Source organism: Rivularia sp. PCC 7116 (assembly GCF_000316665.1).
Classification (GTDB): Bacteria; Cyanobacteriota; Cyanobacteriia; order Cyanobacteriales; family Nostocaceae; genus Rivularia.
Window position 1 is genome coordinate 8,166,136 of sequence record NC_019678.1, and the last position, 12,504, is coordinate 8,178,639.

The following is a 12,504-nucleotide window of genomic DNA, read 5'->3' on the forward strand; positions in this document are numbered from 1 at the left end:
GCTATAAAGATATTATCCTTCATTTCAACTTTAAAATAAATTTTTATTAAGATTTGTTCTAAATTATGATGATAGTTATTTGCTCAAAATATCTTAACAAAAAAGGGAAAAGTTAAAAATGTTCTGAATTCATATGCATTCCTATAAGAGGCTTTCAGGGATTATAGCTCAATTCAACTTATTGCTTAAAAAAAATATTTCAGAAACTAGGAGATAAACCACATTGATAAGCAGCAAAAGACTGGAGACATGATAAGCATCAAAAACTTATCAATTTTGTTTGACCAGATAATGTCTCCAGCATAGTTGTAAATGACTCAAACTATAATCAATAATTCACCGAAATCATTTTACTTGCTTAAGCTCACTCACGTACTTTGACAGCAGTACCTACAGCAGTAATTAATAATAAAACACCTGATTGGTCAACATTAATTGTGCCGGTATCAATTTCAATACCTACAACTGCATTTGCTCCTAAACGCTGCGCTCGTTTTTCTAATTCTGTAAGTGCTTTTTGTTGTCCTTCCTCAAATAAGCGTTCGTAACTACCAGTTCGTCCACCAATAATATCTCTCAAACCAGCAAAAAAATCTCTCATGAAATTACTGCCGTAAACTACTTCTGCGGTTACAACTCCTAAATAGGATTCAACAATAGCTCCTTGAATTACGTCTGTAGTAGTAATAATCATTGATTTACCTTAAAAATTGGGTTGTAATTCTAATTGTTATTGATTCTGCAATAAAATAAATCCTCCTTTGACAAAGAAAGAGGAAACAGCGAAGAGCGAAGAATAACCACAATGATGGTATTAGAATTTAGTAAGGTCTCAGTAGATATTCTAAGAAGTATCGAAAAAAATGTTATCGCCTTGTTGGTTCAAGTTCTAACAAGCTACTTGCGAAAGTTATAATATTGCGACATCAGATTTAGTGCTTTGTTCTGTTAGTTTTGAAGCATGTATTGCAAGAAACAGAAGGCTTTTTCTTCCCCCTCTCCCCCTCTGACTCATCCCTACTATCAACCATCATTTTTACAATACAGACTACTAGCATTTATCTAAGAAAAATTTATTCAACCTTAAACAGTTAGTGCCATAAATCTATAAATGTATCTCAATTAACTAAAAACGAGTTTAGCAATTGCGATAGCATGATTTTGGTGACTCAATACTAGGGAGCAAAATCTCCTAGTACGGAAATGACTCGCAATAACTATATAATATAAATATATTGTCTTTAAAAAACTCGCTTTAAACAGCGAAAGTACTTAATGTAGAGATTTACTGCCTTAAATAGCAAATAAACATGGGATAACCGAACATTTACTTAGAATAAAGGCTTTTGTATCCCAGTAACGATAAATTAATTATGAAGTTAAAAAAAAGTAAGCTAATAGAGTTTTCAAAATTAGATATTTTTGTTTTAATGGACAAACATAAATTTAAGTTGTGGTAAAGTTGCGAAAACTTTCAGGTATTCAACTGTGTACAATCGAACATACTCTCTCATAAGTGTTCTCTTAATAGGAAGCATTGCTTCTGCAACGCCTTCTGCGGCTCAAGCTGAAGTAAAAGTGGCGCAGTCTAAAAGCACTCAGCAGGTTAGAAGACTGCTGGATGAAGGGCGCAGACTGGTAAAATCTGGTGACTTTAATGGCGCAATCAGAGTTTATCAACAAGCTTCGAGCTTAGAACCGAAAAACGGCAGCATTTATTCTGGGATTGGTTACCTATATGCCCAACAAGGAAATTATTCCGCAGCATTAGCATCTTACCGGCGTGCTGTATCCTTAAATCCCAATAATGCCGATTATCAATATGCTTTAGCTTACGTTAGCGGCAGCATGGGCGATAATAAAACAGCGAAAAATGCTTACCGTAAGTCTATACAAATTAATCGTGAAAACGTTAATGCGTATATAGGGTTAGCTTTAATCTTATTGCGCTTGGGTGAATACGATAACGCTAAATGGGCATACGAAAAGGTTGTAGAGTTAGACCCAAAGAATCCCCAAGCTTACGAGTTGCGGGGTAGAATTTTAATGAAGAAAGGTCAATCTAAGGAAGCTGCTGGAGCTTTGAAAAAAGCACTGAACTTGTATGAAACCCAGAAAAAATGGGATGCTGTTGCTCGAATAGATGCGATGTTGCGAGACATTGAAAGTTAGAAGCAATTTACCATTTCATATTTTCCAATCCGTATAATTATCTAAGAGTGCATCACGAGAGTAGATTATCTTAATTATTGACTCGTGTCGTTTATCAGTATTTGCTCGAAGCAAAGTGGGAATTGAAAACCCGCCATACATATCCCACTTGCTTCATTCTCAAGTCTTACATAAAACCGTTAATAATACACAAGCAAAATACTAAAGCTAGAACAATATTTCTTTATCGATTTATTCACTAATAAGTTTTTCAGCGTCTATTACTACTAAAACCAAAATTTTTCTTAAATATTATTAATAAGCTGAATAAACTAATTTGTATTCTAATTAGCTATAATCATAATTAATATTATAACTAGGATTTATTTATATATCCATTTAACATACGTCTAAACAATTTTGAGCGTTCTTGGAGTTCTTTGGAGCGTTGCTGAAGCTCTTGCGAATGCTCGTGCAATTCGCGTAAAGAGATTGCAGTCTTCTTCATAATTAAGTACTTATTCATTTTTTGTATTTTTAACTCTATTATTCTTAATTATCAGATATAAAATTTTCAAAGTTAACTAACATAAGAACTAATTTATAGCCAAAGTATTTGCACCTAAAGATAAAAGCTCATGCTTCTAAAGATAAAAAGGAGCTAATCTATAGTTACAATAGTTACAAGTTATGCATTTTATATCTATCGAGAGATTGAGCAAAAGATATTAATCCAAGTTGATAAAAATAGGACAAAAATAATTTTTGAACTGATGCAAAAGCAATACTTATCTATACTGTTTCTATAGAAATCCTAATTGAATATAGCGGTTTTCTTTTGGATAAAATACAAACTCAACTGAAAACCGCTATATTGCTAGGTATACTGAGAAGCAAACCTATATACAGCAAGCTTGAAACTAAATTATTTGTGCAAAAATATACGAATAATTCCTGTATATCGGTATACATAGAATCAAATCCCGCTACAAATGAGGAGTATTTTCTTCTTTTGTGGATAGAAGACTAGTACCGCTTCGCGGAAGTAAGAAGTAAGAAGTAAGAAGTAAGAAGTAAGAAGTTTGATTTTCTAAGCTTTTCAGCCATTTTTAATGGTTGGTTTATTTACGCCGTGTTGTACTAGAGACAGATACCGGTTTATTTTGGTAAGTATCTTCAACTTTTAACCAATTACTAGCAATAGGCATTCTCCAGCCCGTGCCAAAAGCGCGATCGGTAATCTTGATTCCTGGGGGTGCTTGTCGCCGTTTGAATTCCGCTCGCGCTACCATTTTAATCACTTTATTCACTAGCGATTTATCGTATCCTGCTGCGACTATCTCTTCCACTGACTGATAATCGTTGACTAAGCGCTGCAAAATATCATCTAAAATTTCATAATCTGGTAAAGAATCTTGGTCAAATTGTCCTGGTTTGAGTTCTGCACTAGGTGCTTTAGTTAAAACATTATCGGGAATAACTTCGCCATTTTTATTTAACCAATGGCATAGCGAATAAACGCGGGTTTTCGGAACATCGGCAATCACAGCCAAACCACCATTCATATCACCGTATAAAGTGCAATAACCAACTGCCATTTCTGACTTATTGCCAGTGGATAATAAAAGATAGCCAAACTTATTAGAAATTGCCATCAATAAATTGCCGCGAATTCGCGATTGAATATTCTCTTCTGCCAATCCAAATCCAGTATCAGCGAATAATTCTGCAAAGGTGCCGTCGTAAGACTCCATTAAATTACCTATCGGCAGTTTCTCCGTTTTGAAACCAAGATTTCTGGCTAAATCATCGGCATCTTTAATAGAAGATTCCGAACTGTAAGGAGAAGGCATCAATACACCGAGAACATTTTCTTTACCCAATGCTGCGGTGGCGATCGCCGCCACAATAGATGAATCAATACCGCCGCTCAAACCCAGAACTACTTTGGAAAAACCACATTTGAGAACGTAGTCTTTTACGCCTAAAACTAAAGCCTGCCAAATTTCTTCATCTTCAGATTCGCAATCGGGGCTTATAGAACCAAAATTTAAATCTTGCTGTTGCTTATCAAATGCTAGCTGTAATAAATCGGCATCAAAACCACAAGCGCGAGCAGTCACTTCACCTTGTCGGTTCAAAGCAAAACTTCTACCGTCAAAAATTAAATCGTCATTGCCTCCTACCTGATTTACATAAATAATTGGTTTATCAAAGCGCAGGGCAGTATGCTTTAACATCGCTTCCCGAAAGCTTTGTTTTCCCTGTGTATAAGGAGAGGCAGATAAATTAACAACTAAATCTACGTTGAAGCTGGATAAATCGGCAATGGGATTAATCGAATAACTACGCTTACCGAAAAATTCTTCATCATTCCATAAATCTTCGCAAATAGTAACGCCGATTTTAACGCCATCAAGATTGAAATAGTTAGCTTTTAATCCAGGTTCAAAGTAGCGATGTTCGTCAAATACATCGTAAGTTGGCAGCAATCGCTTATGAAAAACTTGTTTTACTTCTCCTTGATGCAGCAAAGCGATACTGTTATACAAACTTTTTCCACCAGCAACATCTGCTTGTGCGTTTTCTTCAACCGTTCCTACCAAAACGGCTAAATTAGCAGGTAAATTTTGAGCTAACTGCACTAAGGCAATACCCATCGCTGCGACAAAACCGGGCTTAAGCAATAAATCCCGTGGAGGATAACCACATAAAGAAAGTTCGGGAGTTAATAACAAATTTGCCTTATCTTCTGCTGCTTTATTTGCAGCTTCTAAAATTTTTTGGGTGTTACCAGATAAATCGCCAATAATGGGATTAATTTGAGCTATAGTAATTTTCATTTATCAATTGGATAATAGTAAGTACATATGGTGAAAACAAAAAGTATTATAAATCTCTAAAAAAATCTTTGTTAATTGATAGTATTTAGAGTATTTAGAGTATTGTTTGGTAGTTAAAATTTTGTATTAGACTGCATTAGATAAAAACTAAAGGTTTATCTTTAAAAGGTGCGAAAGCATTCGCATCAAATTTATACAAACTAGCAGGACGACCGGCTCCCCGAGACACTTTGATTCCGGTATCTGATAGAAAACCTAGCTTGAGCAAGCGAGCGCGAAAATTAGAATAATCAGAAAAGTTTTCTCCTAACACAGTCGTATAAAACTGATACAAATCATTTAAAGTAAACTTCTCTGGAAGTACATCAAAAGCTACAGGAGAGTATTCCAATTTATTTCGCAAACGCTTGTGTCCGTATGCAATAATTTGATTGTGGTCAAAAGCTAATGATGGTACTTCTTTTACCGGATACCAGGCGACATCTGCAACGCTATCACTAATCAATTTGGCTTCCTCAAATCGTACTAAAGCAAAATAACTTACTGATAAATAACGCACGCCGTAACTATCGCTGGCTTCCCTGGGGTCGCGTTTGGGACCACCAAAAGTATATAGTTGCTCTAGATAAAGGTTTTCAACACAAATTTTCTCTGCCATAATTCGATAGGCAGCATCTTCTAAAGACTCACCTTCACGAACTAGAGTACCTGGAAGACCCCACGTGTTAGCAAATGGTTCGCAAGCCCGCATGACTAATAGAACCAATAGTCTATTTTGAGCGATATCAACTGAAAAAATAGCATTATCAACACCGACTTTGAAATCAGCTAAAGGCTGTTGGTTTAAGATCGGCAAACTTTGGTTGTGGTTGAGTCCTGGCATTCGTATAAATGCTTTTGGTTAATATAAGCAGCTACTGAGTTTGTTAAAGCTTGAGTGTCGCCATGTTCGCGATACGCTGTTGAAGAAACATCTAATCCTGTTAGGTTTGCGACTGCAATCTTGCCTCCTAATTCGTTTATCGGATCTAAACTACTGTTATCTATCGTATATCCAGGTCTTGGTATTACCAATACTTCTGCTTCTCGTAACAAGTCTTCAATTCGATACCAACGCTGAAACTGACTTAATAAATCCGAACCAATTACAACAACAAATTCAGCGTCATTGCCCCAGCGTTTTTTTGCCTTTTCTACGGTATTAATAGTTCTTAAATCGCTTAATTCCTGTTCTAAACTGATATTTTCTCTTGCCGGACTAATATCACCGATTAACAACCGCAACATTTCTACGCGATTTTCTAAAGATGTTTGATGAGACTTGAAAGGATTATCAGCTGCCCAAACTGCAACAGAATCGTAATGATGCGACAACCAGATCAATACTGCTTGATGTCCTGCTGTCGGTGGATCTGCGCTCGTTCCAAATAAGGCAATTTTCATTATCAGTTGTTATTTGTAGATGGTTATTAGCAATTTACCTAAAAAATCATTCATGGCTAACTATACTCTGTGTATTAGTTATTAATTACTATCACGATTTGTTTGGTTGATTAGTTCTTGTAAAGAAGAGGAAATATCTACTGACATAGAAGATAGTGAATCTAGGTTTCTAACCTGAGCAGGTAAACTGACGACTGAAGCGGTTGTTCTATTTCTGATTGTTTTGATAGTCTCTTGAGGTTCAAGGCGTTTACCATCTTTCATAAATAATTTTAGTAAAGGCTGCCTGTTTGGATAATTTTCCGAAACTAATCCTAAAGTATCTGCCTTGAGTTCACCATTCACAAACTCGCGAAAAATCTGCTTTCTCCCAGGGTAGCTAACTTTCCCACTAGATTTTTTCATCACTGGAATACCTTCTATTTCCACAAGTTTGTAAACTCCATTTACCGGTTTACCGGTTACTAATCGAGTTCCTATACCGTAACCGTCAATTTGAGCGTTGTTCTGCTTTAGTCTAGCAATCTCCCATTCATCTATATCTCCACTGGCAAAAATTAGTGTATCTGGCAAAATTTCTTTAACTTGTTTTGATAATGCTACCAAATCTCCAGAATCTAATCTAATTCCAGTTAAATTTATTTCTCCTGCTTTAACTTTAGCTGCTAATTTACGAGCGGCAGCGATTGTGTCGTAAGTGTCTATTAATAAAGGTGCCCCCGGAAAGTATTGATGAAAGGCACTAAAAGCTTTTTCTTCGCTGCCTTCTAACGCACAAAGCGCCATAACCAAAGCGTGAGCCATCGTACCGCTAGGTTTTTCCCCTAGCTGCAATGCTGCCAATACATTCGATGTCGCATCTAATCCCCCTGCTAAAGCCGCTCTAGCTGCCCATAGCGATGCTTGAGGGCTGAAAGCTCTTCTGGTACCGAATTCCAAAAGCGTTGTTTTTTCCCCTGCAACATCTCGCGATCGCGCTGCTCGGGTTGCAATCAATGTCTGATAATTCAAGCAGTTGAGCAAATAGGTTTCTACTAATTGCGCTTGCCATAAAGGTGCTTCTATTCGCAGTAATGGTTCGAGGGCAAATACTGCCGTTCCTTCTGGAATAGCCCATACGTCCCCTGTAAATTTTCCTTCTGCCAACAGCGACCAAAATTGTTGGGGAGCCGATGCAAAAATACCAGTTTCTTGCAAAGCTTCTATCTGAGTTTGATTAAAACTAAATTTCTCTAGATATTCCAGCGCTTGCGATAGTCCCATCGCAATTAAATAATTAAATCCTTCTGGGAGCTTTCTAGCAAATAACTCAAAGCTAGCTCTTTTTTGGTCTATATTTTCACCTTTATAACAAGCTGCCATCGTCAATTGATAAAGGTCTGTCAGCAAGCTGTAATCGGCACTTGAGACGTTTAATTGTTCTGACAAAGGCATATCGTAGTTTAATAAACTTGTCATTTTTTCAACACCTTGGCAATACCTATTTGTATTTATGGTAGTTTTCACCATAAATGATGTCAATAGCTAATTTAGGGAATCAGGTATTGCTTAACTAGTAACTAGCGATTATTAACGGATATTTCAATATTGGTTTAAGATATATAATGGCTCCATAGTCGTGGGTACAACTAAAAGCTAAAGTATTGCAAAGCAAATTTAAGAACAATTTCAATAATTATCAATACATTGAGATATTGAACTTACTTCTCATATTGGAAATAGAGTAGAAATATAAAGCTTACAGATAAAAAAATAAAACGATTAGGAGATGCGCTTTATGTTTATTTCCAAAATGCTTTCAAATATGGCTCAATATATTTCTGAAGCAGTAATGCGAATTTTTGGACCCAGCGATGATGCTTATCCAAATAGTGGCGTTCAACCGTTTACAGGCGAAATTTATAAAAGAAGCACGGTTGATAGTTGGTAAATGATACAGAGATTAATTAATTATAAAGAACAAAGCCGGTGGTACAAGGCAATTTAAACCACCGGCTTTCTTTTTGATATTTATTTTTTATATTTTAATTTTGAGAATACTATATATATTAATAAAAATACATCAATACTGGGAAACAGAACTTATCGAATCAATAAATGCTTGTATTTAAAAGCTAGTGAAATCTGGTTGAAAATTTACATAAATAGTGTCAACTATCTCAGACTGTTCTGACAGATGCTTTAACATCCCCTCGATAATTGCGAAGTAAGGGAAACGGCAAAAACCTTACACCACAACTTAAACCAGACCACTAGCTTCTGTTTATCAAACAAAGCCACTTACTTTCCTGACACCGTTCTCCTATGGAAAGTAAGAAACAGGACGAAACAGCAAAACACCTGCTTTGGCTTACGGACAATCAGCAATTTATTACTTCTCAATCCGCAATTTCAATTATTAACGGTAATATAGATAATCTAGTGTTTTCTACAGAAAAATTTAATTTTCTTGTAAAGTTAATTGACGACGCAAATGTTGCTGTTTATTAAATTCCTTTTGTTCTGCTGAAAGTACAGAATAATTAATTGGAGGGCGCATTTCCCACTGAAGTTCAGCTAAGAGAAGCAAACTCATTCCCATTATTAAACCAGTAGCTAAAAACTGTTTTCCGCCGCAGTATGATAAAAGCAGAATACCTATTAAGTGAATAGCTGCTGTAATTAAAAAAGTACGAGATTTCACAGCCCAGGCTGTAATGACATAACCAATCGCGCTTAATCCCAACCATAAAGGACATAAACGCATCAAAACTTGCCCCCAACCTAGGAAGATTCCTAAATCAGTTAGGAGAACACCTGTAAGCATCAAAGCAGCCCAAGCATATATTAACCAGCGCAAACGCTCTACACTTACCCAAAACCAGGTAAATGCAGTCATTGTAGCCGTACCGATGATGGTAAGAGATGTCCATAAAATTGCTTGCGTTGCCCAGCTAACGGGTAAATATTGCGCTGTAATAAAGATTCCCGCACATATTAAGCCCCAAACGATGAATACTTGGTCTATGCGAGTATAAAAGCCTGATATTACTTTAATATTGCCAATCTTGCCACTTATGCGCCAAATACCTTGTAAATCCTGATAATCTAAATCTTCCTGCTTATCGCGGAGGAATGGTTGAGATAACGTCAAAAAAGTCATTAGCAGTCATCCGCCGTAAGAAATATGTTTTGGAATCTATAGATGTATTTTAATAAAACTTCATGAAACTTTGCAAGTGTTTGTGAAAAAAAATACAGATATTTGGTTTTTCTGGAACATTCCGTCTAGTGATGTTCGTGCTAAACCATATATATAGACTTTTGATTGCAGTGGCTGCAAACTGTGTAAATTTAAGAGGTGGCTTCCTTAGCGATCGCTTTTCGATAAACGCCAATCCGGATGTGGGAATCTATTAAATTGGTTTTGAATTAACTGTATAGATAGCTCTACAGAGTTGATTTGCACTAGCTGTGTAAAAATATCAGATTCAAAATTAATTCAGTCATTGTCAAGCTAAAGCCAGCTTTGATAATGAGGAAATTCAAGATAAAATGCTTTGGAAATTTGTAATCGCGACTTTAGTATTACCTTGTTGCTTGGGAATTGAGACGGCTTCAGCAGCGCTGAAAAAAGATGCTCAAATTCCAGTACAACCTGAGAAATTGGAATTGCTATCCGCACAAAGCGAAGAAAAAGCTAATGAAGTGGAAGCTATAAGTACTTATGCAAAATTAATTGTATATTCTGAACCAAAGTTTATAAGAATGTTTTCTACAGCTTCAACTAAAGCAGAATAGCTATCATAAGCATTCACCTCTAGCCATTTATATTTAATAAATCGCCATAATATTTCTATAATATTTAAATGAGGAGAGTAGGTAGGTAAAAAGAAAATATCTAATCCTTTCTGTGACCATTCTTGTTCTTTATCCCATAAAAATGAATTTTGATGAACTGAAGAGTTATCCATTATTAAGACAGTTCTTTTAGTAATTTTTGTACAAAAATCATCTATGCAGGCTATAACTACATCACTATTAATGCTACAATTAAACGTATATACTTCTAATTCATTCTGCTTGGTTAAAAAACCTAACACGTTAATTCTTTTACTCGGTTGACTTTTGACAGTCATTTTTTGTTTATTCTCTTGCCATGCGTAAGGAATATATGGAATTAAACAAAAGCCACTTTCATCTACATATCTAATTTCTATTTCTCCTTCCCGCTCTTTTTCTTTCAATCGTTCTAATTCTTGAATCTTTTTATTGTAAAATTCGGAAACGGGGCTTCCAGCAACGCTTCTCTTGATTCTAAACCAACCCATTCCGGCGATTTTCATCACCCTTTTTATTGTGTCTTTGCTTGCTGGTATTCCCCATTCTTTTTCAATTTTATCTTGGACTTTTTCTAGATTTTTTGGTGTTTCTTTGACCCATTGTTTAATCAGTTTTTCTTGATTAATATTAAATAGTGGTTTACGACCACGACCTGGATTATTATAGAGTCCTGCTAAACTCTCTGAATCCCAATTATTAAACCAATTATAAATTGTATTACGACTAACTTTAAATATTTTAATTAATTCTGATATTTGATAGCCTTGAAAACTTAATTTTATACAGTGCGCTCTCTCTCTTACTTGATAATATTTACTTTCCTGATAGATTCTATCTAATATTTTTAATGTTTCTTTACTTAACCCTTTAATATGTCTCATTTGATAAAAACTTTATATTGAACGCTCATACTATTTTTTCACAAAATAGAAGCGAATAATATTTTTATACCTCAAAATAATTCTTTTGAAAATTATTTTAAAATACACAATTAATTTTGCGCTGGTACTTACCTGCAATAAACCAAAATGAGTTTAAAATTAGTCATCACAAACGACGTTATCGCCAACGTCGCCACTACAAGCGTCGTCATTACCAAAGACGGAATTATCACCCAAATTACCGCAGGGTGAATTATCGCAATAACTATCAAGACTGCCCGGAATACCGTCGTAGAAAAACCCATTACCGCCGAACATATTACCGACGATAAATCATATCCTATCAACGATATGATTTATCGTCGGCACTATTATCGTCGGCATTAAGAATTTTCATTTTTGTTGAGAAGGTAGAATGCACAAGGTTACTTATTCTTAAAAGAATGACATTGAGAAGTTAACGCTTTACCTGCTGCATTCTGCCTTTCTTTGTAATTTTGTAAAAGATATTTTCAAAAATCAGATTCTTCCTAATATAAGTCGGCGTAAAGAAGACAACCATTAAAAATGGCTGAAAAGGCTAGAAAATAAAACTTTTTACTTTTTACTTCTTACTTCCGCGAAGCGGTACTAATTATTTATAAGTTGATTTAAAACAAAAGCTAAAGCAGCACTTCCTAAAGGAACGGTTATATTGTCAAGCCCTAGAAATGAAATAGCTTCTAAAGCAGTTGCAACAACAGCTATAGTTAAGGATATTAGCAAATTTTGCCCGGTGTTACCCTGTACGCTTTGTAAAACAAGAATACAGATGATAAAACTAACTACAGTCATTGTAAGAGAACCTTCTAAACTTTTTTGTCCTCCCAATACACTGTATTTATGCTTACCAAAACGCTGACCTACAAGTGCAGCCAATCCATCTCCCCATGCCATAATCAATATTCCGATGACAGCATAAAATGGTTGTTTCAAATACCAAAACCAGCCGATTAAAACACCAATGCTAGCAGAATAGAAAAAAGTTCCCAAACTTTTACGCCCAACACTATTTATACCCGGAAGAATTGGAAACTTATAAGACAGTAAAGTAACCAAGCTCGCTAAAATTGAGGCAGAGATACCTATACTTGCAGGAATATCTAGCCACCAGGCAAGTAGAATTACATTACCAGTACCGATATGAACAATTTTCCGGACAATTTCCGAGTCGCTTTTAGCGAAACGTCTCGCGGCTGCCGCGCTCAAGAGAATCAAGGATACCCAGATAGCTACGGCTATAACTTGCAGCCACAAAGGCGAAATAGAATAGGAAGCAGTAAATGAATTCAATTTAAATATAATTAATTAGAAATTTTTCTCTT

11 protein-coding genes are annotated in these 12,504 nt (G+C 35.6%); 2 read left to right on the forward strand and 9 right to left on the reverse strand.

Going from position 1 to position 12,504, the window contains the following annotated elements:
* Positions 1–364: 364 nt before the first annotated feature.
* The gene (locus RIV7116_RS31195) at positions 365–694 is read right to left on the reverse strand and encodes a YbjQ family protein (RefSeq protein ID WP_015122328.1); all 330 of its coding nucleotides are present in this window, start codon (positions 692–694) and stop codon (positions 365–367) included.
* A gap of 794 nt (positions 695–1,488) precedes the next feature.
* Here RIV7116_RS31195 and RIV7116_RS31200 point away from each other — a divergent pair.
* Positions 1,489–2,172 carry a lipopolysaccharide assembly protein LapB gene (locus tag RIV7116_RS31200; RefSeq protein WP_015122329.1) on the forward strand — a complete coding sequence of 228 codons (684 nt, stop codon included), beginning with the start codon at positions 1,489–1,491 and terminating at the stop codon, positions 2,170–2,172.
* A gap of 1,100 nt (positions 2,173–3,272) precedes the next feature.
* Here the strand turns inward: RIV7116_RS31200 and RIV7116_RS31205 are convergent.
* The 4 genes from RIV7116_RS31205 to RIV7116_RS31220 form a co-directional block, all read right to left on the reverse strand.
* Positions 3,273–4,994: an NAD+ synthase gene (locus RIV7116_RS31205; RefSeq protein ID WP_015122330.1), complete on the reverse strand. Its 1,722-nt coding sequence runs from the start codon at positions 4,992–4,994 to the stop codon at positions 3,273–3,275.
* Between the two features lie 136 nt (positions 4,995–5,130).
* Positions 5,131–5,877, reverse strand: a complete 747-nt coding sequence (locus tag RIV7116_RS31210; protein WP_015122331.1) for an NUDIX domain-containing protein — start codon at positions 5,875–5,877, stop codon at positions 5,131–5,133.
* Complete coding sequence (locus RIV7116_RS31215) at positions 5,838–6,437, reverse strand: nicotinate-nucleotide adenylyltransferase (protein ID WP_015122332.1); 600 nt, start codon at positions 6,435–6,437, stop codon at positions 5,838–5,840. Before RIV7116_RS31215 ends, RIV7116_RS31210 begins: the two co-directional genes overlap by 40 nt.
* Positions 6,438–6,518: 81 nt before the next feature.
* Positions 6,519–7,895, reverse strand: coding sequence for a nicotinate phosphoribosyltransferase (locus tag RIV7116_RS31220; protein WP_044291295.1), 1,377 nt, complete (start codon positions 7,893–7,895; stop codon positions 6,519–6,521).
* 319 nt (positions 7,896–8,214) lie between these two features.
* On the opposite strand from RIV7116_RS31220, the gene RIV7116_RS36700 reads away from it, so the two are divergent.
* Complete coding sequence (locus RIV7116_RS36700) at positions 8,215–8,367, forward strand: hypothetical protein (protein ID WP_015122334.1); 153 nt, start codon at positions 8,215–8,217, stop codon at positions 8,365–8,367.
* Between the two features lie 510 nt (positions 8,368–8,877).
* Here RIV7116_RS36700 and RIV7116_RS31225 read toward each other — a convergent pair.
* From RIV7116_RS31225 to RIV7116_RS31240, 4 genes are all read right to left on the reverse strand, one after another.
* On the reverse strand, positions 8,878–9,579 hold the full coding sequence (locus tag RIV7116_RS31225; protein WP_015122336.1) for a hypothetical protein: 702 nt from the start codon (positions 9,577–9,579) through the stop codon (positions 8,878–8,880).
* A gap of 562 nt (positions 9,580–10,141) precedes the next feature.
* The gene (locus RIV7116_RS31235) at positions 10,142–11,140 is read right to left on the reverse strand and encodes an IS630 family transposase (RefSeq protein WP_015122338.1); all 999 of its coding nucleotides are present in this window, start codon (positions 11,138–11,140) and stop codon (positions 10,142–10,144) included.
* Between the two features lie 159 nt (positions 11,141–11,299).
* The gene (locus RIV7116_RS36215) at positions 11,300–11,458 is read right to left on the reverse strand and encodes a hypothetical protein (RefSeq protein WP_015122339.1); all 159 of its coding nucleotides are present in this window, start codon (positions 11,456–11,458) and stop codon (positions 11,300–11,302) included.
* Between the two features lie 312 nt (positions 11,459–11,770).
* Positions 11,771–12,481, reverse strand: coding sequence for a diacylglycerol/polyprenol kinase family protein (locus RIV7116_RS31240; RefSeq protein ID WP_371261669.1), 711 nt, complete (start codon positions 12,479–12,481; stop codon positions 11,771–11,773).
* Between the last annotated feature and the right edge of the window lie 23 nt (positions 12,482–12,504).

What these genes read in the sequence shown, in the direction of transcription:
- RIV7116_RS36700 (WP_015122334.1), top strand. Translation starts at nt 8,215, where the DNA reads ATGTTTATTTCCAAAATGCTTTCAAATATGGCTCAATATATTTCTGAA.
- RIV7116_RS31215 (WP_015122332.1), bottom strand. Translation starts at nt 6,437, where the DNA reads ATGAAAATTGCCTTATTTGGAACGAGCGCAGATCCACCGACAGCAGGA.
- RIV7116_RS31205 (WP_015122330.1), bottom strand. Translation starts at nt 4,994, where the DNA reads ATGAAAATTACTATAGCTCAAATTAATCCCATTATTGGCGATTTATCT.
- RIV7116_RS31195 (WP_015122328.1), bottom strand. Translation starts at nt 694, where the DNA reads ATGATTATTACTACTACAGACGTAATTCAAGGAGCTATTGTTGAATCC.
- RIV7116_RS31220 (WP_044291295.1), bottom strand. Translation starts at nt 7,895, where the DNA reads ATGACAAGTTTATTAAACTACGATATGCCTTTGTCAGAACAATTAAAC.
- RIV7116_RS31225 (WP_015122336.1), bottom strand. Translation starts at nt 9,579, where the DNA reads ATGACTTTTTTGACGTTATCTCAACCATTCCTCCGCGATAAGCAGGAA.
- RIV7116_RS36215 (WP_015122339.1), bottom strand. Translation starts at nt 11,458, where the DNA reads ATGTTCGGCGGTAATGGGTTTTTCTACGACGGTATTCCGGGCAGTCTT.
- RIV7116_RS31235 (WP_015122338.1), bottom strand. Translation starts at nt 11,140, where the DNA reads ATGAGACATATTAAAGGGTTAAGTAAAGAAACATTAAAAATATTAGAT.
- RIV7116_RS31210 (WP_015122331.1), bottom strand. Translation starts at nt 5,877, where the DNA reads ATGCCAGGACTCAACCACAACCAAAGTTTGCCGATCTTAAACCAACAG.